General features: G+C 69.0%; 13 protein-coding genes and 4 pseudogenes. 6 read left to right on the top strand and 11 right to left on the bottom strand.

All coding sequences use genetic code 11. The features are described 5' to 3' along the window. Nucleotides 1–691: 691 nt before the first annotated feature. Nucleotides 692–2,194, bottom strand: coding sequence for a PucR family transcriptional regulator (locus QIT00_RS37640; protein WP_282540006.1), 1,503 nt, complete (start codon nucleotides 2,192–2,194; stop codon nucleotides 692–694). A 154-nt stretch (nucleotides 2,195–2,348) separates the two neighbouring features. Here QIT00_RS37640 and QIT00_RS37635 point away from each other — a divergent pair, with 154 nt between their 5' ends. Both QIT00_RS37635 and QIT00_RS37630 read left to right on the top strand, forming a co-directional pair. Beyond that, nucleotides 2,349–3,872 carry a purine-cytosine permease family protein gene (locus tag QIT00_RS37635; RefSeq protein WP_282540005.1) on the top strand — a complete coding sequence of 508 codons (1,524 nt, stop codon included), beginning with the start codon at nucleotides 2,349–2,351 and terminating at the stop codon, nucleotides 3,870–3,872. Next, the gene (locus tag QIT00_RS37630; RefSeq protein WP_282540004.1) at nucleotides 3,853–4,743 is read left to right on the top strand and encodes a polysaccharide deacetylase family protein; all 891 of its coding nucleotides are present in this window, start codon (nucleotides 3,853–3,855) and stop codon (nucleotides 4,741–4,743) included. The genes QIT00_RS37635 and QIT00_RS37630 overlap by 20 nt, the downstream gene beginning before the upstream one ends. Before the next feature lie 78 nt (nucleotides 4,744–4,821). Here the strand turns inward: QIT00_RS37630 and QIT00_RS37625 are convergent, their stop codons facing one another. From QIT00_RS37625 to QIT00_RS37615, 3 genes are all read right to left on the bottom strand, one after another. After that, on the bottom strand, nucleotides 4,822–5,637 hold the full coding sequence (locus QIT00_RS37625) for an IclR family transcriptional regulator (protein WP_282540003.1): 816 nt from the start codon (nucleotides 5,635–5,637) through the stop codon (nucleotides 4,822–4,824). 95 nt (nucleotides 5,638–5,732) lie between these two features. Then, nucleotides 5,733–6,962, bottom strand: coding sequence for an aminopeptidase P family protein (locus tag QIT00_RS37620; RefSeq protein ID WP_282540002.1), 1,230 nt, complete (start codon nucleotides 6,960–6,962; stop codon nucleotides 5,733–5,735). Between the two features lie 87 nt (nucleotides 6,963–7,049). Next, on the bottom strand, nucleotides 7,050–8,363 hold the full coding sequence (locus QIT00_RS37615; protein WP_282540001.1) for an MFS transporter: 1,314 nt from the start codon (nucleotides 8,361–8,363) through the stop codon (nucleotides 7,050–7,052). A gap of 832 nt (nucleotides 8,364–9,195) precedes the next feature. Here QIT00_RS37615 and QIT00_RS37610 point away from each other — a divergent pair. Next, nucleotides 9,196–9,459 (top strand): annotated as a pseudogene (locus tag QIT00_RS37610) (hypothetical protein); the annotation flags it as partial. 64 nt (nucleotides 9,460–9,523) lie between these two features. On the opposite strand, the gene QIT00_RS37605 reads toward QIT00_RS37610, so the two are convergent. Then, a complete protein-coding gene (locus QIT00_RS37605) occupies nucleotides 9,524–9,658 on the bottom strand; it encodes a hypothetical protein (protein ID WP_282540000.1) in 135 nt (44 codons plus the stop codon). 386 nt (nucleotides 9,659–10,044) lie between these two features. Between QIT00_RS37605 and QIT00_RS37600 the strand changes: the two are divergent. After that, a pseudogene (locus QIT00_RS37600) lies at nucleotides 10,045–10,454 on the top strand (helix-turn-helix domain-containing protein); the annotation flags it as partial. 483 nt (nucleotides 10,455–10,937) lie between these two features. Here QIT00_RS37600 and QIT00_RS37595 read toward each other — a convergent pair. The 6 genes from QIT00_RS37595 to QIT00_RS37570 form a co-directional block, all read right to left on the bottom strand. Further along, entirely contained in the window at nucleotides 10,938–11,642 is a 705-nt protein-coding gene (locus QIT00_RS37595) for a class F sortase (RefSeq protein ID WP_282539999.1), read from the bottom strand. A gap of 126 nt (nucleotides 11,643–11,768) precedes the next feature. Then, nucleotides 11,769–12,068 (bottom strand): hypothetical protein, encoded by a 300-nt coding sequence (locus QIT00_RS37590; RefSeq protein WP_282539998.1) that lies wholly within the window; start codon nucleotides 12,066–12,068, stop codon nucleotides 11,769–11,771. A 339-nt stretch (nucleotides 12,069–12,407) separates the two neighbouring features. Beyond that, a complete protein-coding gene (locus QIT00_RS37585; protein WP_282539997.1) occupies nucleotides 12,408–13,682 on the bottom strand; it encodes a GDSL-type esterase/lipase family protein in 1,275 nt (424 codons plus the stop codon). Between the two features lie 121 nt (nucleotides 13,683–13,803). Further along, nucleotides 13,804–15,864: a family 20 glycosylhydrolase gene (locus QIT00_RS37580; protein ID WP_282539996.1), complete on the bottom strand. Its 2,061-nt coding sequence runs from the start codon at nucleotides 15,862–15,864 to the stop codon at nucleotides 13,804–13,806. Next, nucleotides 15,861–17,672 (bottom strand): exo-alpha-sialidase, encoded by a 1,812-nt coding sequence (locus QIT00_RS37575; RefSeq protein WP_282539995.1) that lies wholly within the window; start codon nucleotides 17,670–17,672, stop codon nucleotides 15,861–15,863. Before QIT00_RS37575 ends, QIT00_RS37580 begins: the two co-directional genes overlap by 4 nt. 310 nt (nucleotides 17,673–17,982) lie before the next feature. After that, nucleotides 17,983–18,201 carry a hypothetical protein gene (locus tag QIT00_RS37570; RefSeq protein ID WP_282540008.1) on the bottom strand — a complete coding sequence of 73 codons (219 nt, stop codon included), beginning with the start codon at nucleotides 18,199–18,201 and terminating at the stop codon, nucleotides 17,983–17,985. 388 nt (nucleotides 18,202–18,589) lie between these two features. Here QIT00_RS37570 and QIT00_RS38855 point away from each other — a divergent pair. Together QIT00_RS38855 and QIT00_RS37560 are read left to right on the top strand one after the other, a co-directional pair. Further along, nucleotides 18,590–18,865 (top strand): annotated as a pseudogene (locus tag QIT00_RS38855) (Tn3 family transposase); the annotation flags it as partial. Between the two features lie 85 nt (nucleotides 18,866–18,950). Next, nucleotides 18,951–20,183, top strand: a pseudogene (locus tag QIT00_RS37560) (PP2C family protein-serine/threonine phosphatase). Nucleotides 20,184–20,399 lie beyond the last annotated feature (216 nt).

The following is a 20,399-nucleotide window of genomic DNA, read 5'->3' as shown; positions in this document are numbered from 1 at the left end:
GTGCCATGGCGAGTGCTTCCTGTCCAGGTGCGCTGGGCCCTGTGGGACCACTTTGCGTCGGTGCTGATGGCGAAAACAAAAAGACCCCTCGCGGAACGCGAGAGGTCTGCGTGCTGGCGGTGAGCCGCCTGGGAGGGATCGCCCCCAGGTCATCTCGGTGCCGGCACGCTGCCGCTAATAATGAGCTGGCGCTGCATGGAGGTCATCTTCACATGCTCGCACCACCGCGGACACCGCCATCTCACTGATCGGACAACTCGTCCGGGCGTGCGCAGTCAGCCGACGGCTTGGAACAGAACTGCCAGCGCCAGTGCGGCAGTTCATGATGCACCGGGCACGGGGCGGCCGGATCGGGGCCGCCCCGATGAGCCGCGGCGGGGCAAGTGCTTCGGGTGGCCCCAGTCTGCGATCTTGCCGCGGTGCCCTCCAGGACACTCTGCTGGGTGAGGTGTTGGGTGCTGGGGGGCCGACAAATAGTGGGACAGGGGCAGCGAGGGAGCCGCAGCGAGCGTCCGTGGCCCCCCGGGCTACGCGGCGGCCGCCCTGCCGCGGGTCGGTTTCGGGCGGCCGGCCGCCGGAACCGCCATCTCGCCGTGTCTGCCGACGAGTTCGCCGGTCGGTGACGCGGTCTTGGGCCGCGGCCCCGTCCATCAGCCCGCCCGGCATCCGGGACGCCGAAGTGGTGGCGGGCTCACAGCACCTCCCGCCAAGCCCGCAGTGCCAGATGGAGTGGCAGTGCGCGCGGGGTCCCCGTCGGGTCGCCGCCAAGGAGGTCGAAGGCGCGTTGCAGGCGGGAGTAGAGGGACTGCCGCTGCAGGTGCAGGTCGGCCGCCGCGCGGGTCTTGTTGAAGCCGGAGTCGAAGTACGAACTCAGCGTGGTGAGGAGCAGGTCGCGCTCCTCGTCGCGCAGGGTGAGCAGCAGCCCCAGCTGTTCGCGTACGAGCTGCTCCGCCGAGGCGCGGAACGCGTCGTCGTCGAGCAGGATCCGCTCAACGCCCCGCTCGGTCGCGTCGGCGACGCCGCCCGAGAACGCGCAGCCTGGACGTGGCAGACACTCCGTTGCCGCCCGCAACGAGGCTGCGGCGTCGGCCAGTTCGGGCAGTACGGGACCGATCGCGACCGCCGTACGGTCGTCGGTGCACCACTCGGAGAGCGCCGCAATCAGGCGGGGCCGGACCCCGCTTGCGGCCCGTTGCGAGGCACGCAACGAGATCAGCGCGTGCACGGCGAGCGGGGACGGCATGTCGACCGCGATCCGCCCGTGCCGGGCGAGTACGGAGTCCAGGCCTCGGAGCGCGGCCGGGGTCCGAGCCGCCTGCACCGCGACCGCCACCACCGGGGCGTCAGGCGGGAAGCCGAGTGAAGCGCCGAGGCGGCGGATGCGCTGCGGATGGGCACTGCTGCCTGCGGCAAGCCGGACCAGTTCGCTCGCAGCCAGCTCCTGTGTGCCGGGCGGCCGGGTGCGCAGCAGCGCCAGCTGCAGCGCCTCCACCGCCCGGTCCTGAGCCAGTTCGAGCAGAGCGACATCGGCCTCGGCGTCCGGGTAGAGCACGAGCGTGGCTGTGGGCACCCCGCGGATCGCCAGCGGCGCCTCCATACCGCCTTCGCATCCCGACAGTTCGAGCTCCGGCCGACCCTCGGGGCTGCTCGTCGCGATCACCCGGCCGACGGCGTCGAACAGCGCCGCCCCGGCCACGACATGCCGTACGAGCGTGTCCAGGACCTCCTGTACACCACCGCCGTCGGCGAGGCTCCCGGACATCGCGTGGGACAGCACGCCCGCTGACCGCAGCCGCACCACGGAGTCGTCCACCAGGCTCGCGTTGATCACCTCGGCGACCTCCACGAAGGGGACGACCCGCCGCAGCTCGACCACCGGGAAGCCGAGGGCGGACGCCTCGGCGAGCAGCGCCGGCGGTACGGCGGACAGCTCCCCGCCGGTCTCGATCGCGACGCCCGCCACTGCGCGCTCCGCCAGACCCCTCGCGTAGGACCGCAGTTGGTCAGCGCTCGCATGCGCCAGCGTGGTGCCGCCGGTGAGCAGCAGCTCGCCCCCGCGCAGCAGCGGCGCGATGGTGAGGACCTCGCTGGAGTGGATCCAGCGCACGGCCCGCTCCAGACCTTCCGAACCCGTGAGGATCCGAGGCCTGGCCGGAGCGAGGCTGGGATGGGCTAGGACTCGCGACACCGTCATCCGCATGACGGTTTGTGTAGCACTTCCCGCCGTCTGTGCGACAGATCGTGCGTTGGCCTGTGTGACGCACGACACCAGGATGACCGGCAAGCAGGGCGACCCGGCCGTGCCGCCCGGCCCTGTGCCAGGAGCCAGCCCCGTTGGGAGTCAACCGATGCCAGAGTCCCCACCCCCTCAGCAGTCCCCATCTCCTCAGCCGTCCGCCCATGACATCGAGGGCACGCTGCAGCCCGTACCGGAGAGCGCGCGGACCGCCAGCGTCTCCGGGCAGTTCTGGATCTGGTGCGGGGCGAACATCGCGCCCATCAACTGGGTCCTCGGCGCACTCGGCGTGCATCTCGGCCTGGGCCTCGCAGACACGCTGCTCGTGCTGGTCGTCGGCAACCTCATCGGCATGGCGTTCTTCGGGGTGTTCGTCCTCCTGGGGCAGCGCACCGGCGTGACCGGCATGGTCCTCGGCCGGGCGGCCTTCGGGCGCCGCGGCAACTATCTGCCCGCCGCCATCCAGGCGCTGCTCGCCGTCGGCTGGTGCTCGGTCAACACCTGGATCATCCTCGACCTGGTCATGGCACTGCTCGGCCGCCTCGGCCTGGTCGACCCGCTGCAGGCCAACCACGCCTGGAAGCTGGGGGTGGCCGCTCTGATCATGGGGATCCAGGTGGTTATCTCCTGGGTCGGCTACCGCGCGATATCCGCCTTCGAACGCTGGACCGTGCCGCCCACCATCGTGGTCCTGGTGGCGATGTCGGTGGCCGCGTGGTTCTTCCTCGACATCGACTGGTCGTACGCGGGACCGCCCGGCCAGGTGCTCACCGGCCCGGACCGGTTCGCCGCCATGACGGCCGTGATGACCGCCATCGGCATCGGCTGGGGCATCACCTGGTTCACGTACGCCGCCGACTACTCGCGCTTCGTCAGCCACAGCATGCCCCGGCGCAAGCTCTATCTGGCCAGCACGCTCGGCCAGTTCGTGCCCGTCGTCTGGCTCGGCGTCCTCGGCGCGACGCTCGCCACCAAGAACGGCGACGTCGACCCCGGGCGGCTGATCGTGGAGAACTTCGGCGCCCTGGCCGTACCCGTGCTGCTGCTCGTCCTGCACGGGCCGATCGCCACCAACATCCTCAACATCTACACCTTCACCGTCGCCGCCCAGGCCCTCGACATCAAGGTGCACCGGCGCACTCTGAGCAGCGTCGTCGGGGTCCTCTCCATGGGCGTCGTGGTCTTCTTCGTGTACCAGTCCGACTTCGCCGCCGTTCTCGACACCTGGTTGGTCGGCCTGGTCGCCTGGGTCTCCTCCTGGGGCGGCATCATGCTCGTCCACTACGGTCGCATCGACCGCGGCACGGCGGGTGTCGAGCGCCTCTTCGACCCCGTCGGCACCCGTCGGCTGCCCGACGTGAACTGGGCGGGCCTCGCCGCTTTCGCCGCCGGTGTCTTCGCCACCTGGCTCTTCATGTACGGGCTGATCCCACCGTTCCAGGGTCCGGCCGCCGTCGCCCTCGGCGGCGTCGACCTGTCCTGGCTGGCCGGCGGCCTCACCAGTGCGGGCGTCTACGCCGTACTCGGCCCACGCGCCGCCCGCCGCACCCCGACCCCACCTCCGAATCCTGCTGCCTCCGACCGTCCCGCCTCCCCCGTACCGGAAAGGCTCGACGATGAACTTCCCCTGGCCTGAGGGCCGCCGCGCAGCCGCCGCGTTCACCTTCGACGTGGACGCCGAGTCCTGCGTCCTCGCTCACGACCCGGCGGCTTCCTCTCGGATGTCCCTGATGTCCCATCAGGCGTACGGGCCGCGCGTGGGCGTCCCCCGGCTGCTGCGGCTGCTGCGGCGCCTAGATGTGCGGGCCACCTTCTTCGTCCCGGGCTTCACTGCCGACACGTACCCCGACTTGGTGCGCACGATCGTCGACGACGGCCACGAAGTCGCACACCACGGCTACCTCCACGAGCCGATGCGCGGCATAGACGCGGGGACAGAGGCGGACTACCTGGACCGCGGCCTGGAGGCCCTGGACCGGGCCGGCGCACGCCCGGTCGGCTACCGGGCTCCCTGGTGGGAGATGAACTGGCACACCCCGGACCTGCTCATCGAGCGCGGCTTCGCCTACGACTCCAGCCTCCTCGACGGCGACGTCCCCTACCGTCTGCACGGCCGCGCCGAGCCCGGCGACCTGGTCGAGATACCCGTCGACTGGAGCCTCGACGACTGGGAGCAGTACGCGTTCTTCCCGGGCTGGACCGGCAGCGGCGTGATCGAGAGCCCGAGCAAGGCACACGAGATGTGGCTGCTCGAAGCGGAGGCGCAGCACGCCGAGGGCGGCTGCTTCGTCCTCACCAACCACCCGTTCCTCTCCGGCCGGCCGGCCCGGGCCGCCGCCCTGGAACGGCTGATCTCCGATGTCCGCGCCCTGGACGGCATGTGGGTCACCACACTTGCCGAGATCGCTGCCCACACGGCGAGCACGGTCACCGAGATCCGGCGCATCGAGCGCATCGAGGCACCCGAGAAGTACGCGCCGCGGCCGACGGGCCCGACCGCCGGCTGACGTTCCCTCTCCTCGGCAGGCAACTCCCGTACCGCGCAGGGCAGTACGGGAGTTGCGCCGCGCCGTAGGGGCCGGCAGTTACGTGTCGTGTCCTGGCCGGTGCCCGCCCAACCGCTGCGTCACCTGGTCCGCCGCCTCGCGCGCGGCCTCGCCGAGGATCGGCAGCTGGTCGGGGGAGACCCGGAAGCGCGGCGCCGAGATGAGCAACGTGGCGGCCACGTCGCCCCGGTGGTCGAAGACCGGCGCGGCCACGCCGACCTCCTGCAGCGAGGTCTCCCCGTAGTTGGCGGCGTACCCCCGCTCGCGCACCTCGTCGAGCCGCGCCAGGTACGCGTCGAGCGCCGCGTCGTCCGTGACCGGGAGGACCAGGGCGCCGCCGGTCAGCAGGGCTCGCACGGCGGGGGTGGGCAGTTGGGCGAGGAAGACCTGGACGGACGAGCTGGCCGCGGTGGTGTAGCGGGTGCCGAGCGGGGTGGTGTGCTTGACCTCGTGGTGGCTGGGCACCTGCTCGACGCAGACTGCCTCCGACCCGTTCCACAGCATCAGAGCCGAGGTCTCGCCGGTACGGCGGCTCAGCTCGCGCAGCACCGGGTACGCGACGCGTCGTACGTCGAGGTCGGCCAGGAGCGGTCCTGCCATGGCGATGACGCCGAGGCCGAGGCGGAAGCGCCGGGTCTCCGGGTCCCGTTCGACGAGCCCGTCGAGCTCCAGGGTGGCGAGGATGCGGGAGACGGTGCTCTTGTGCAGGCCGACCCGTGCGGCGATCTCGGTGACGCCGAGCAGCGGCTCGTCAGCGCTGAAGCTGAGCAGTACGGAGATGCCGTTGTGGAGCACGGAGATGCCGCGGTTCTCGCCCGCGCCGTCGGTCGTCTTGTCCGTGTGAGTGTCTGCCATGGTGCGCCCATCCTGCCGCATGGTCGTACGCGCGATGCCGCACCGTCCCGCTCGGGACGATGCGGCACCGCGCGCTCACTGTCGCCGATCGGGCGTCAGGCGCCCAGGATGTTGTGCTCCGGGCCGAACGGGAACTTGGTGATGTTCTCGGCGCCGGCCTCGCCGACGACGAGGATGTCGTGCTCGCGGTACCCGCCCGCGCCGGGCTCGCCCTCGGGCACCATCAGCATCGGCTCCATGGACACCACCATGCCGGGCTCCAGGACGGTGTCGATGTCCTCGCGGAGTTCCAGGCCCGCCTCGCGGCCGTAGTAGTGGGACAGCACGCCGAAGGAGTGGCCGTAGCCGAAGGTGCGGTTGGGCAGCAGGCCGTGGCCGACGTAGATCTCGTTGAGGGCGCGGGCGATCTCGGCGCAGCTGATGCCGGGCTTGATCAGCTCCAGGCCGCGGCGGTGCACCTCGACGTTGATCTCCCACAGCTGCAGCGAGCGGGCGTCCGGCTCGCCGTAGAACAGCGTCCGCTCAAGGGCCGTGTAGTAGCCGGAGATCATCGGGAAGCAGTTGAGGCTGAGGATGTCCCCGCGGCGCACAGGGCGGGTGGTCGGCCAGTTGTGCGCGCCATCGGTGTTGATGCCCGACTGGAACCACACCCAGGTGTCGCGGATCTCGGTGTGCGGGTGCGCGCGGGCGATCTCGCGGATCATCGCCTGGCTGCCCGCGAGCGCCACCTCGTACTCCGCAACCCCCTCGGTGATCGCCGCGCGCACCGCCTCGCCGCCGAGGTCGCCGATGCGTGCGCCCTCCTTGATGAGGGCGATCTCCTCGTCCGACTTGACCATCCGCTCCCGCATGGTCGCCGCCGCGATGTCGGTGAACTCGGCGCCGGAGAAGGCGTCCTGGAACTTCCGCAGTTGGTCCAGCGGCAGGCTGTCGTGCTCGACGCCGATGCGGCGGGGGGAGATCGCCCGCTGCTTCAGGGTCTCGCGGATGGCGTGCACGTAGTTGTCGCGCTGCCAGTCGGTGTAGACGAGGTTGTCCCCGTAGCAGCGCCGCCAGGGCATGCCGGCGTCGATGTTCGCGGTGACCGTGATCTGGTCGTCCGCGGTGACGATCAGCGCGTACGGGCGCCCGAAGGCCGTGAACAGGAAGTCGGAGTAGTACTTGATGTTCTGGTACGAGGTGAACAGGGCGACGTCGATGTCACCCTGGGCCATCACCTTGCGCAGCCCGGCCAGGCGCCGCTCCATCTCGGCGTCGGAGAAGGTCAGTTGCTCCTTCTCGCCGTTGCGGATGAGCTTCAGGCGCTGGAGGTCGGTGACGGACATGGGTGCTCCTTCTCGTGGTTGAGGTGCGGTGTGGTGCGATGCCGCCGGCCGGGGCCGGCCGGGGCGGGGGAGTGGTCAGACGGGGGCTCATTCCTCGCGGAGCGGCTGACGTGCGGTCTCGCGCGCGGCGAGTACGGCCGCGAGGGAGACCAGTGCCGCGGCGGCCAGATACCAGGCCGGTGCGAGCGGGCTGCCGGTCCAGGAGATGAGCAGCGTGCCGACGAAGGCCGCAGTACCGCCGAACGTCGCATTGGCCAGGTTGAAGCTGATGGCGAAGCCGCTGTAGCGGACCCGGGTCGGGAACTGCTCGGCGAGGAAGCTGGGAAGGGTGCCGTCGTTGAGCGCGAGCATGCCGCCGAGCAACACCTGGACCGCGATGACGGTCAGCAGCCCGGCCCCGTCCAGCAGCAGGAACGCCGGCACGGTCCCCAGGGCGAACAGGACGGAGGCGCCGATCAGCAGCTTCTTCCGGCCGAACCGGTCCGAGGCAAGGCCGGTGCAGAAGACGAAGACGATGTAGACCGTGAGCGCGACGGTGGTGGCGAGGAACGACGCGGTGGCGTCGACGCCGAGCTCCTCCGAGAGGTACGTCGGCATGTAGCTGAGCAGCATGTAGAAGGCGACCGCGTTCAGCACGGTGGCCCCCATCGCGAGCAACAGCGGGCGCCGGTTGGTCCGCAGCATCTCCCTGGCCGGCGTCCGGGTGACCTCCTGCTGCCCCTCAAGGGCGCGGAACGCCGGGGTGTCCTCCAGACGCAGCCGGATGTACCGGCCGATCAGGCCCATGGGCGCGGCCAGGAGGAACGGCAGCCGCCAGCCCCAGCTCTGCATCTGCTCTGCGGACAGCAGATCGGTGAGTAGCGCCGCGAGCAGCGAACCGAGCAGCAGTCCCGTCGCGGTGCTGGCCGGGACGACGGAGGCGTAGAGCCCGCGTCGGCCCTCGGGCGCGTACTCCACGAGGAAGGCGGAGGCGCCCGCGTACTCGCCGGAGGCCGAGAAGCCCTGCACGATCCGTACAGCGAGCAGCAGTAGCGGCGCGAGCAGCCCGACGGCCTCATAGCTGGGCAGCAGGGCGATGCAGAAGGTCGCCACGGACATGATCACGATGGACAGCGAGAGCGCGCTGCGCCGCCCGACCCGGTCGCCGATGTGCCCCCACACGAACCCGCCGAGCGGCCGCACGAGGAACGAGAGGGCGAACACGCTGAACGTCGCGAGGAGGGCAGTGGTGCGGTCGGTGGCCGGAAAGAAGACCGTCGAGATGGTCGCCGCCAGGTAGCCGTACGCGGCGTAGTCGAACCACTCGACGAAGTTACCGATGAAACTGGCGGCGACCACCCGACGACGCGTCCCGGTGTCGGTCCCCGTGCCGGTGTCCGGCGGGACGGTGGAGTTGCTCATGGAACCTCGCTCCCATGCATCAATGTTGCGCGACAAGCAACAATGGGAGCCACTATGGGAATGCAGGTTCAGGCTGTCAAGAGAAATGGCAAGGACTGCTGCGCATGAGGCACCGTAGTTGCTTGCAGTGCAACAAGCGGGGGTGTGAGGTAACGCCTCTGCCTCCTATGTCACCGTGCAACGCGTCCAGGCCCCCGCCAGGACCATCCCTGCTCTTGACCGGTGCTGCCCAACTGCCGCCGCGGGCACAGCAGTTGGAGAGGGGGCGCGCTGCCTGGACGGGGTCGCGATTGTCGACGCACGCCACCTGGTAGAGGGCGACGATGCCGTGGCTGATCGCCTCAGACAGCGTCAACCTGTGGGTCAAGTGTGGTCGGTCAGTGGATCTAGGTAGGGAGTGTGCCTGCGGACTGGGGCTTCTCCGGTTGACTGGGTGATCTTCCGGCCGGGCCGCTTCAAGTGCCGTGTAGGGCGTACCTGTTCCTGCGCTCGGTGCTGCTGCCGTGGCGTGGCCTGGGATCTTGGTGGGTGCTTTGCAGGTTGATTGGGTGAGTTCTTGTTGTCGGTGCAGATCTACTGCCGGGCGGTAAGGCAGCCGGGGCTTCCGCGCATGTCCCGGGTGCGGCCCGGTCTGTGGACTCGGCTCGGCCCTGCTGTTATCGGCTTGGTGCTCATTGCTGTCGTGCGGGCAGCGGTATCTGCGCCAGGTCCTGCCCGGGCGCGACAGTGCCGCTGAAGCCGCCTGGGGCGCGGCGGCGTCTTGCTGGACTGACGGTGGGGCTTGCGTCGGTGGCAGTGGGAGTCTGGTCCGCTCCCTCGCGCACCGGCGGACCACCATGATCGGGATGGGCTCCGCGCTCGGCACCGGCCGCAAGGTATCGACTCCAGCGAACGACTCTGCCGCCGTAGGTGGGTCACCGAACGCACCGTGTCCTCGCTGACCGGCTACTGCAGACTCAACCACCGCTATGAGCGGAAACCGGGCAACTACCTGGGTGTTCTCGGACTTGCAGCCGCGCTCTGCTGCTACAAACGCTTCCTCGAACTGACCATGTGGGACACGGTCTTACTCCGGCAACGCCTCTACCTGCACTGAGGCGCGGTGAGGCGCGGATTTTCAAAAGCTGCGGTGCTCAAGGGGAGTTGGCGGTTCAACTCCCTCAGTCGCCGCCGCCCTCGCCGCAACTCTCGCCGGTACCCCCGCTGTACCCGGCGCCGCCACTTCGGTCGACGCCGTGCTTCCGTTTGTACTCCCGCCAATCCTTCTGCTGCCGGTTCCACACCTGCTTACTCATGCCCTTGGGGCGCTGAGGAGGCCGAGGAGCGGGGGGTAAATCCTTGGTGGTGACGAGAATGAACACAACGAATCCGACGATTAGCGCCAGCACTAGAAATCCCAGAAACCCGCCAGCCGTCATGCCGCCCCCCGGTGGTCGCTCGGCGATTCTCATCGCGAGTGTGACAGCTCCGGGCGGGCCGATGCTACCAACTCGGGCTTCTCGACTTGCCTGGGGCCGTCGGTGGGCCGTCCGACAGGATCGGCGACGACCTACAACGGCCAACTACCACTGACCCCGCTGCAGCTCAGAGGCCGTTCTGGGAGCGCGCCTCAGGTCCCAATCCCGTTCGTGAGTTGAGGCGTTGTCTGGTCATGGGTGGGGTGATGTTGGGAGATGGTCCGATGTGGATTGAGCCGTTCGCCGGTGCCCGGCACAGTTCGGAGTGGTGACATCCAGCGGGGCCGGCCGCGGCGATTGCCGCTGGAAGACCGAGGGTTGTTGGTGGCTACGTACTGGCACACCAACTTGACATTGCGCCAAGGGGCGCCACTGTTCGGGATGTCGAGGTCGGCCGCGGACCGGATCCTGGACCATCTGGCGATCTCCCTGGCCCGCTGGAGACGGGAGACGCCGTGTACATCGTGGACGGCACACTGGTACCCACCCGGGACAGGAACATCGCAGCTTCGAGCAAGAACTATCGCTAATCGACGAATCTGCAGGTCGTCATCGATGCCAACGCAGCCCGGTGGTGTCTATCGGGGATCCGCTGCCCGGTAGCCGCAACGACTGCCCGGCCCACACGGAATCGGTATTCACCAGGCAGTCGGCGTCGCAGGTGTCCACATCATGGCGCTCACGGTCCGACAGAATCTGATGCCCGTCCGGAGGGAGGCCAAGTCGGCTGGCGCCGTGCGCATGCGGCGAGCCCGCGGGCAACCACGGGGGTGATTCTCGCTGCCACGTTGCACACAGGCGACGAACCGCCGTACCAGCGCGGCACAGCGCGAGCACGAAGCCGTGTGCAATCAGGGCGACCAATGCGGATCAGCCCACCGCGGCATTCGCGGTTCGTGGTGTGAACCCGGCCATCGCGCCTGCCGCCGTCAGCAATTGCTGACCGCCGATATGGCTGTGGCCACCACCCCTGTAATCCACAGCCTCCCCGCTCCTCGTTCCCGTAGGCCGCCACCTCGGCCCTTGCCTGCCCTCAGCCTGCGAACAATGCGTCGGCGTGGTGGATCAGGCCCGGCGCGGCGGGTTGAGCCGGACCCATCGCCCGTGGTCGTCCCGATCATTCATTCCTGGGTGCAGGGGTTTTGAGGTGGGCGAAGACGACGGTGTTTTCTGTGTACTGCTTGTTGCTGTGGTCGTAGCTGCCGCCGCAGGTGATCAGGCGTAGTTGGGGGTCGAGGGTGTCGGCGTACACCCGGTCGTCGGGGAAGTCGTCGCGGGGGAAGTTGTCGACGTTGTCGACGTTGTCGACGAGGAACGTGGCGGTGGTGCCGTCTTCGCGCTTGATGGCGATCTCGTCGCCCGGGTCCAGCGTGCTGAGGCGGGCGAAGACGGCGGGCTTGGTGGTGGTGTCGAGGTGGCCGGCGACGATTGCGGTGCCGCGCTCGCCCGGGGAGGGGCCGGCAGCGAACCAGCCGGCCAGGTTCGTGTCGTCAGCCGGTGGGGCGTTCAGGCGCCCGGAGGGGCCGATGGCCAGTTCGGTGAAGGGGGCGTCCACATCGATGGTGGGGATGAGCAGACGTGTGGGCGCCGAGCGAGGCAGTGCAGGGCTGGCAGCCGTGCTGCTGGGAGTGGCCGCGGGCGTGGACGGTGGGCGCGGGCTTGCTGCGGGCGCCGGGGCGGGCGGCGAGGGAGCCCACGCTGTGCCGGTCCAGCCGAACGCGACGACGACCAGCACAACGGGCGCGAACCACGCCGGCAGACGGGACAGTCGCGTACCGGCCAGTTCGGGCTGTCCCGAGTCGGCCACTGAACGGATCTTCATGCCGCAGCACCTCAGCCAGCGAAAGGGGAAAGGAGGACACCCACCTGGGTCCGGCGCCTCCAGCGTGCGGCCGCAGCTCCTCCGCGAGCCGCCCACCCGCACGCTGTGACACGCCGGACCTCAGGGTCAGGCAGCGTCGCGGCCGGTGCGCCGGCGCAGCATGAACATTCCCGCGCCCAACCCTCCCAGGAGCGCCAGTCCGCCGGCCGTCGTCACGCCGGAGGAGGACAGACCGCCACCGCCCGTGTGCATACCACCCTTGGGCTTGTCCTCGTGGTCCTTCTTGTCGTGGTCGCGGCTGTAGGAGTGGTCGTCCTTGTCCCCGTTGCCAGCGCTGGAAGTGCTGGAGGCGTACGCCCCAGGGGCTGCGATGGCGAGGGCCGCTGTGACGGTGGCAGCGGCGAGGAGGGTGCGTGCAGTACGCATGAAGGATCCTTCCGTCGCAGGCTGCGGCAGCTGACCTGTTGTCAGCTTGTGATGAACGCAGCGGCGACACGGTTACCGCCAGCCAGATATGACCGGCCCACCACTCGGGCTGGTAAGTGGGTGAAGCCCTGTCCGGTGAACGGATGAGGCACGGGCGTGTCCACCCCTCGCATGGCGCCACAGCCAGCTAATGGTCCTCCCGCTCTTCGACGCCCCCTGCAGACCCTGCCACACGCCCAACACCGCCTGGTGTAGGCAGATTTACAACCCACGCGCATCAATGGTGAAGCGACGGCCGGCGCACGCGTATCCAGCGGCTTCAGAGTCGCGAGACAGCCCTTAGGGAATGGTCAGAGACCCGACGCGGCTCGTGGGATCGAAGACGCGCAGCCCCTTGATCATGGTGTGGGCCATCAGCAGATGACCACGCTCGTTGGGGTGCAGCCCGTCTCCCAGGAGGCGGGCCGGTGGTGTACTGCCGTATTCGTTGGTCCAGTGGGCGAAGTGGTCGATCAGCACCACGTCTTGTTGCTTCGCGACGTCGCGCATGGTCTGGGCACAGTCGGCGAGAGCCGCGCGCCCGGGCCATGTTCCGGTGTTGACCGGATTGGGTGTCTGGAGCAGTGGGATGGCCGGTCCCGGCAACGCGCGGATCGACGAGATCAGTTTGAGGAGATTCGCCCGGTACTCGGCCACCCCAATGCCGGTGGTGGCGACGTCGTTCGTGCCCAGCATGACGGAGACCACGCGGGGGGAGAAAGCGGAGACCCGATCCGCGAACTTGGCGGTGAGGTCGCTCGTGGTGCTGCCGCTGACCCCGGTGTCGATGACGAAGTCGCTGTTCTTGGGCTTGCCCAGCTCCCACCGGACGCGCTCCTGGAAGTGCTCGACGTAGCTGCGCCAGCCTTGGGTCCACAGCGCGCCGTGAGTGATGCTGTCGCCTGTGACCACCCACGTGGCGGGGGTGTCGGAGTTGAGGATCGCCGAGATCCTCCCGAAGTCCGCTACATCGACCCGGACGCTCTGGGTGGCCATCTGCCGCTCGGTCAGGGCCTGGTCGTACACGGCGACACGCCGGATGCTGCCGGTGAAGAACCACTCGCCGCCCGGGTGGTCGCTGTCGACGTTCCGGGCGATGTTGAGCGAGGTGAGGCCGGATATCTTGGAGAAGAAGGTGCCGGGCGCCACGGAGTGGACGGGGCGGCCGTCGGCGTAGAAGGTCGTCCTGCCGCCCGAGACGGCGACGGCCGCCGTGTGCCACTGGCCGTCGTCGTACAGGGTGCGGGTCATGTGGTTCTGCTGGAGAACTCCCTTGTTCCGGGCGGAGAACTGCAGCGCACCGTCGCTGATGCTCAACGTGATGTTGCTCGCGGTGTTCGTCGGATCCGACGCGCTGAGCAGCGTCATCGCCTGCGCGCGATTCGTCGTTTTGAAAGTTACGAGGATGGTCCCGGCGCTCAGGTCTTTGACAGCTCCCGCCCTGGCGGACAAGTCGGTGTACGTCTGCCCGTTGTACGCCGTCTCGCTCTGGTGGTCCAGCACAGGCGTCGCTGCCGTGGCGGCGACCGCGCGGCCGGTGACCGCCGTGGACGACAGCAGTGCGCCTGCCGCCACCAGAACTGATCGTCTTCGCAACGGATTCCTCTTTCGTCGGGTGGTGGGGATCCCGCCCTCCAGTGCTCGCTTGCGTGAGCGGGCACTGGAGGGCGGGAGAGGATGAGCGCGTCAGTCCGGGTCAGGGAGTGCGCTTGCCTTCGGGCACGGCCGGTGCTCGGAGCACGGTGAGTTCGGCCGCGCTGGTGAACGGGCCGTTGTTCGTAGCCGACAGCGCGCGGAAGCGAATGTGCCGGGCGGTCGTCGCCTTGAAGGTGACCTCCTTCTCGGTCTGGTCGTCGGTGAAGCTCCCGGTGGCGACCGTGCGCCAGGTCTGCCCGTCGTCACTCACGCTGAACTCGTAGTCGCGCACCCGGCCGTTGGCGCCGCCGTCCTGCCGCGGGAGGTAGCGGAACCCGGCGAGGGGATGCCGGCCGCCGGTGTCCACGGTGACCTCGTGCGGCGGTTCGGCGGGTGTGGGGGAGTAGGCCGTGTGCCAGTGCGTGTACGGGTTGTCGTCGAGCACGTTGGCCGCAGCACCTGACTCCGCGGAAGTCTCCTCACTGTCCACAGATGTCACTCGCATACGCGCCTTGGGCAGCGCGGTCGGCTCGTGCGGGGACGGGCCCCCGATGGCGTCGGCCCGTGCGAAGAACTCCCACACCGTGGCCGAACGAGGACCGCCCCAGCTGCGTTCTGCGAGGACTTGGAGCGGGCGCCGGGCGAAGAAGTCGAACCACTCGGGGCTCTGCTCCTCGGCTTTGTCGGACCAGCGGGCGACCTTGTATCCGCTGACGTTGTCGGGCATGGGGAACGTGTAGTCCTCGTAGAGCGACTGCACATCGACGTACCCGTAGTCGCCGGGTTTCCGCCCGAAGCCGGGGGAGACGTAGAGGCGCTGCTCCGGGGTTGCGACCACTCGGTACCCCTGCTCGGCGAGGGCAGAGGGATCGTCGCTGACCCAGGTGTCGATCACGATGTTCTTGTCCGGGGCGATACTGCTCTTCTGCCCGTAGACGTTCCACCACTCCCACGCCTCGGTCGTCTTGCCGTGGCTGCGGACCTGGCGGTTGAGCGTGTTGAGGAAGTCCACGAACACGTCGCCGGCATAGGCGAAGTCGCGTTCCTTCTGGTAGGCGACCAGCTCAGGGCAGGCGTTCTTCGCGTCGTCGTAACCGATCTCGTCGCCGCCGACGTGGAACGTCCGGCTGTCGAACATCGGAATGATCTCGTCGAGCAGGTCGTGGACGAAGCGGCGGGTGTGTTCCTTGGTGATGTCGAGGGTCCAGCCGCCCAATTCGCCGCCCGGCCACTGCGCCTTGTCCATCGACTCGCAGGAGAAGCGCAGTTTCGGGTCGTAAGCCGTGATCGGGGTGGCGTGCCCCGGAAGGTCGACCTCCGGGATGATCTCGACGTGGTAGCGGCGGGCGTAGTCCTGCAACTCCCGCAGGTCGGCGGCCGAGTACGACTCCTTCGCGGCGAGTCCGGGAAACCTCTCCGTCTGGATGCGGAAGCCGCGCCAGTCGGTCAGATGCAGATGGAAGGTGTTGAGCTTCTGCCAGGCCATCTGTCGTATCTGCGACTTGAGGTAGGTCATGGGGTAGTACTTGCGACCCACGTCGAGCATCTGGGCGCGCTGCCCCATGCGCGGCCAGTCCCGGGCCGTGCCCTTGGCGATACGGGTGCGCTCAGGGTCGGTCTTCAGGATCTGCTGCACCGTCTGCGTGCCGTAGAAGACGCCGGTTCGGGTGGGGGCCTCGATGGTCAGGGAGGCCGACGACGTCAGCCGGTAGCCTTCCGTGCCGAGGCCACGGTCGTTCGAGCGAGCAGTGAGGACCACGTCCCCCCGACGAGCGGACCCTGTCGCCACGGGGATCGTGCGTCCCGACAGGGCGGACAGATCGGTGGCGAAGGTCCGTGCGGTCTCCTTCAGTTCACCGGCCTCCGCCCGGCTGACGAGAATCCGGGTGCCGTCGGTCAGCCGCCAGTCACCTCGGCCGCCTTGCCACTCCCGAAGACTGGGCAGCACTGCGGGCGCCGGGTTGACCTTGTGCGTCCGGGGCGTCGAGACCTGTGCGTCTGCGGCGGCCGCCAGGGAAGGCGACGTCGCGGCGAGAGGGACGAGCAGCGCGCCGAGGGCCAGCGCGGCCAGAGCGCGCGTAGCCCGGTGCGGGCGCCCGATCCGGCTGGTGGGGCCCTTCATCGCAGGTCCACGCGGTCGCCGGAGACCGCGGCGGTGGTGCGCCGACCGTCGGGGGCGGCGCCGCTCAGCGTGAGCTCGGGAGTGAAGTGCCCCCGCTCCACATCGGCGTCGGTGACGGTGGCCTTGGCCGTGCGGCAGACGTAGGACTGGCCGGCCGCCAGGCTGGAGTAGCGGCAACTGGGCAGGTTGCTCATGTTGCCGGTCACGGTGACGTCCGTGAGCGTCGTGTTGCCCGTGTTGGTGACCCGAGTCCAGTACGTCATCACATCGCCGACGACTCCCGGGCCGCCTGCCGCGTCGTAATGGTCGAGCGTGGGGAGCGCAGAGAGCGACGGCTGTGCGGGGGCCGCCGGGTCAGCCGTGACGCGGACCGAACCGACCCCGGAGGAGTGGGTGTTCCCGATTCGGTAGTCGGCGCTCACCGGGACGGTGCCGGTCGCGGTCCTGGGAGCCGTCACCCGCACCGTCACCTCAGCGGACTTGCCCGGTGCGATCCGTGGCACAGCGGCCGTGCCACGAGAGGTCCAGCCCGCCGGGAGTTTCAGACTCACTGTGCCGGGTGCGGTGGTCTTCTGGGTCTGATTCGCGACGGTGACGGAGATGTCGGCGCTCTTACCTGCGGCGAGCTGTTCCGGTGCCTGGACGGTGACCGGGGCGCAGACCCCGCCCAGCCACTCGCGATCGAAACCCGCGTACGTCATGTAGCGGTACCCGGCCCGCTCGTAGAGCATGCCGACACGGTCGTCTGGCAGCGCGGTGATCGTGGAGTATCCGGCGGCGCCCGGCTCGACCACGCGCTTGATGGGCCAGGTCTTTCCGTCGTCGCAGGACATCTTGACCGTGAGGTTGCGCCGCATCCCGTCGTCCTCGGTGTTGCTGAACACCAGCCACTTCGACCGCGGGTCGGAAGCGGGGGCGTCGGGTGCCAAGCGCATGATGGCGCCGTTGTTGGCGGGATCGGTCAACTGGGCGTCCGGTCGGAGCCGGTCGTACGTGACACCGCCGTCCCGGGAGAGGGCGACCTTGCGGTAGGGCGCGGAGCGGGTGTTGAGCATGACGGTGCCGTCGGAGAGCTCAACGGTCTTGTTCTCGTCGGCGCCCGGCCCGACGAGCTCGCCCATGTGCCAGGTCTCGCCGTGGTCGTCGCTGTAGGCGCTGGCAGCGTAGTTACCACCGTTGTGGCGGACGACGTACTGCTGCATGAGACGCCCGGCGTGCTTGCCGTGCCGCAGCTGGATGCCTTCTCCAGAGGCGGCGAACACCCCGCCCCAGCCAGGGGTCTTGATCTGCGAGGTGATCCGGCGGTGCTTCCAGGTGCGCCCGTCGTCGTCTGAGTAGCTGTAGTCGGTGTGCAGCACATCCGGGTCGTCGTGGTCGGTCCCCGGGCCTGAACCGGCATAGCCCTGGTTGACGGAGGCCGCGTGGAAGAGGAAGACACGGCCGGTCTCGCGGTCCACGAGCAGGCTGGGGTCCCCGTACCCGCGAGGCGAGGCTTCCTGGCGGACAATCTGCTGCTGCTTCCAGGTACGGCCGCCGTCGGTGCTCCGTCTGACCACGAGCGCGATGTTGCTGGGTACGTCGGCCATGTTCGGCCGCCCGTCGTACGCGGCGATCAGCGTGCCGTCGACGGTCGTGGTGAGCGCGGGGATGCGGTACTGAGGGAAGCCTCCCTTGCCCCGGTCTGCCAGGTCCTCTTGCACGAGACGGCTCGCATGACTGGAGCCTGACGGTCCATCGGCCTGCGTCGGCACGGCCGCGAAGCCGGTCAGAACGGCGGTCGCGAGCAGCCCGGTGAATCGACGTTTCATGAAGCGGAATCCCCTTCCCGGGTCCGGTGCGCGCGCTGCGAGCGCTTCAACAGCGGACCTATGACGTCAGATGTCCATGTGCGCCGGAACGTATAGTGGTGTAGACCACACGTCAAGGTCTCGCGCGTCCGGCCCCGGAGTCCCGGCTCAGACACCAGCCGTAACGCAGGGGTGTTCACGCGCTCTCCGCCGTAGCGGCTTGCTCGTCGTGTTCGCGCAGCATCCGCATGACGGTGGCGGGCAAGGGGGTGCTGACCCTTCTTCGTGCCGGTTAGATGACGCGTCGTTTTGGCGATGCCGCTCAGGTTCATCACTTGGTTTCGCGTAGGTGCAGGGCCGAGGACGGCATGGACTCGTCGGTGGCGCCCGCGCCGCCGATGGTCTTGCCGCGCCTGCCGTCGGAGGCGTGGCTTTCGAGGGTGCGGTCGCGGATGTACTCGCGTTCCAACCCGGACATGCCCACGAGTGCGGTGAACACGATGCGGGACGGGTCGTGCGAGCCCTTCAGCTCTCCGGTGAGGAACTCCAGTCGGACCTCGCTCGCCTTCAGTTCCTCGCCGAGCGCGGCGAGTTCGATGCCGCGCCGAGCCGCTTGTGCTCGTGGATGAAGAGGGTCATGGCGGCGCCGGAGAAGCGGATCTTCCCGGCAAGCTTCATGGCGGCCTCCAGCTCCGGCCGTTTCGTGGCACGGGCGTAGCCAAGGCGGACGCGCTCGACTGACCGCAAAGCCGACCAACCGTCGTTGGCTCGGCGGAGGCACGGTGCGCCGAAGCGGGCAGCGTCACTTGGCTGCGGTTCAGGGCCGGCTTCGCGAGCCACGGCCAGGGCTTCGGTATGCACGTTGGCGGACTGCTTTCCGTGGTGGAGACGGGCCTCAACACCAACTGACCTGCAAGCTGGGCTAGTTCGGATAAGTCCAACTCGGCGCGCTCGGTCTGGTCCTCAACGCCATCGTGCTCTGAACCAGTCGCTACATCGACGCCGCCGTCGCTCAGCTCAAGGACGAGGGCCACGAGATACCCGAGGAGGACATCGCCCGGCTCTCCCCGCTCAAGCACCGAAACCTCAACCTGCTCGGCCGCACCAGCTTCACCGCCTCTACCCCGGCCGGCGCCCTGCGCCCGCTGCGCGACCCGGACGCGGCCGAGCTCGGGCTCGACGAGGACGACGAGGAGACGGGCTGGCGGCTGTGATGCCCCCGGCGCTGAACTGCCCGGAGCGGCTCCGGCGCTTATCGTGAAAGAGCACGTGATCGACATAGCGTCGCGGGCAGGTGGCATGGCGAACGCATCCGAGATCGACTACGAGGTGGTCTTCCAGTCGCTGCCGAGCGCGGTGGCCCTGTTCACCACGGATTTTGTGTACGCCGACGTCAATGAGGCGTTCCTGCGCATGCTAGGGCGCACCCGTGACCAGGTGGTGGGCCGTTTCCTGTCTGATGCTTTCCCCGACGACCCCGAGGTCCCCGCGGTGACGGGCATGCGCAAGCTGCAGGATTCCCTGCGGTGGGTAGCCGCCACCGGGGAGCGTGACGCCATGACACTGCACCGCTACGACGTGGAGTCTCTGGACCGGCCCGGGGTGTGGGAGGAGCGGTACTGGAGTGCAGTCTGCGTGCCCGTCTTCGGCCCGGACGAGCGGGTGGCGCTGCTGCTGCACTGGGAAGAGGACATCACCGAGCTGATCCGCACGCGCAGTGGCTGAGGCGGCAGAGGCCGGGCGAGCGAACTGGAGACCGAGCTGTACACCCGGGCCCGGGAGCTGCAGGAGGTCAACGAACGGCTGCGTCAGGCCCACGCCCGCGAACGTGAAGTCGCCCTGCGCCTGCAGGAGGCGATGCTGCCCGTCCTCAGGCATCTGAGCCATCACCGCGCAGCGGCGCGCTACCTCCCGGCGGCCGGGGCCCTGAACGTGTGCGGGGACTGGTACGACCTGGTCGAGCTGCCTGACGACCGCATCGCGCTGGCCGTAGGCGACGTCGTCGGCCACGGTCTGGCCGCCGCCGGCGTCATGGGCCAGTTGCGCAGTGCCCTCGGCGCCGCTTCCCGCGTCGCCGACGGGCCCGCCCGGGCCCTGGACGTCCTCGGCCTGTACGCCCGCTCGGTCGACGGCGCGGAGTCGACCACGGCGGTCCTGGCCGTCATCGACTGCACCAAGCGCACCATTGCCTACAGCAGCGCCGGCCACCCTCCGCCGGCCCTGCTGCACCCCGACGGGGCCGTGGACTTCCTCGACCAGGCCACCGACCCCCCGCTCGGTGCCCGCCTCGAACACATACCCCGCCCCCAGGCCGAGACTGCGTTCACCGAGGGGGCCACCCTTGTGCTCTACACCGACGGGCTGATCGAACGCCGCGGCGAGGACATCGATGGCGGTCTGGCTCGGCTTGCCGGCTCCCTCACCCGCCACCAGGGAGCCGACCCCGAAACTCTGTCCGACGCCCTCCTGGCCGACCTGATCCCGCCTGCCGGTGCCACCGACGACACCGCCTTGGTCGTCCTTCGCCTGTGACGCAGGCGGCCACCATGGTCTCCCCGGCTCCGCCACAAGGAGCCGACCACCGGCTTTGGTACTGCCGCCTAACCGGCAGGAAACCGTCCGGGTCACAGCAGCACCTGCACGGATCCGGCCCAAGGACCGTCAGGGCCCGCCCCCGTTATCTTCTTCGCGGTCCTGCAAGAGGGCCGCTGGCCTTCGGGCCCGGCATGACTGTGTCCCCCTGTCGAG

This window comes from Streptomyces luteolus, from assembly GCF_029968015.1.
Lineage (GTDB): Bacteria > Actinomycetota > Actinomycetes > Streptomycetales > Streptomycetaceae > Streptomyces > Streptomyces luteolus.
The sequence above is the reverse complement of the archived record's forward strand: the minus strand, read 5'-3'. Positions and strand labels throughout refer to the sequence as shown.

What these genes read in the sequence shown, in the direction of transcription:
- QIT00_RS37580 (WP_282539996.1), bottom strand. Translation starts at nt 15,864, where the DNA reads ATGAAGGGCCCCACCAGCCGGATCGGGCGCCCGCACCGGGCTACGCGC.
- QIT00_RS37630 (WP_282540004.1), top strand. Translation starts at nt 3,853, where the DNA reads ATGAACTTCCCCTGGCCTGAGGGCCGCCGCGCAGCCGCCGCGTTCACC.
- QIT00_RS37575 (WP_282539995.1), bottom strand. Translation starts at nt 17,672, where the DNA reads ATGAAACGTCGATTCACCGGGCTGCTCGCGACCGCCGTTCTGACCGGC.
- QIT00_RS37590 (WP_282539998.1), bottom strand. Translation starts at nt 12,068, where the DNA reads ATGCGTACTGCACGCACCCTCCTCGCCGCTGCCACCGTCACAGCGGCC.
- QIT00_RS37595 (WP_282539999.1), bottom strand. Translation starts at nt 11,642, where the DNA reads ATGAAGATCCGTTCAGTGGCCGACTCGGGACAGCCCGAACTGGCCGGT.
- QIT00_RS37615 (WP_282540001.1), bottom strand. Translation starts at nt 8,363, where the DNA reads ATGAGCAACTCCACCGTCCCGCCGGACACCGGCACGGGGACCGACACC.
- QIT00_RS37605 (WP_282540000.1), bottom strand. Translation starts at nt 9,658, where the DNA reads ATGAGTAAGCAGGTGTGGAACCGGCAGCAGAAGGATTGGCGGGAGTAC.
- QIT00_RS37635 (WP_282540005.1), top strand. Translation starts at nt 2,349, where the DNA reads ATGCCAGAGTCCCCACCCCCTCAGCAGTCCCCATCTCCTCAGCCGTCC.
- QIT00_RS37640 (WP_282540006.1), bottom strand. Translation starts at nt 2,194, where the DNA reads ATGACGGTGTCGCGAGTCCTAGCCCATCCCAGCCTCGCTCCGGCCAGG.
- QIT00_RS37620 (WP_282540002.1), bottom strand. Translation starts at nt 6,962, where the DNA reads ATGTCCGTCACCGACCTCCAGCGCCTGAAGCTCATCCGCAACGGCGAG.
- QIT00_RS37625 (WP_282540003.1), bottom strand. Translation starts at nt 5,637, where the DNA reads ATGGCAGACACTCACACGGACAAGACGACCGACGGCGCGGGCGAGAAC.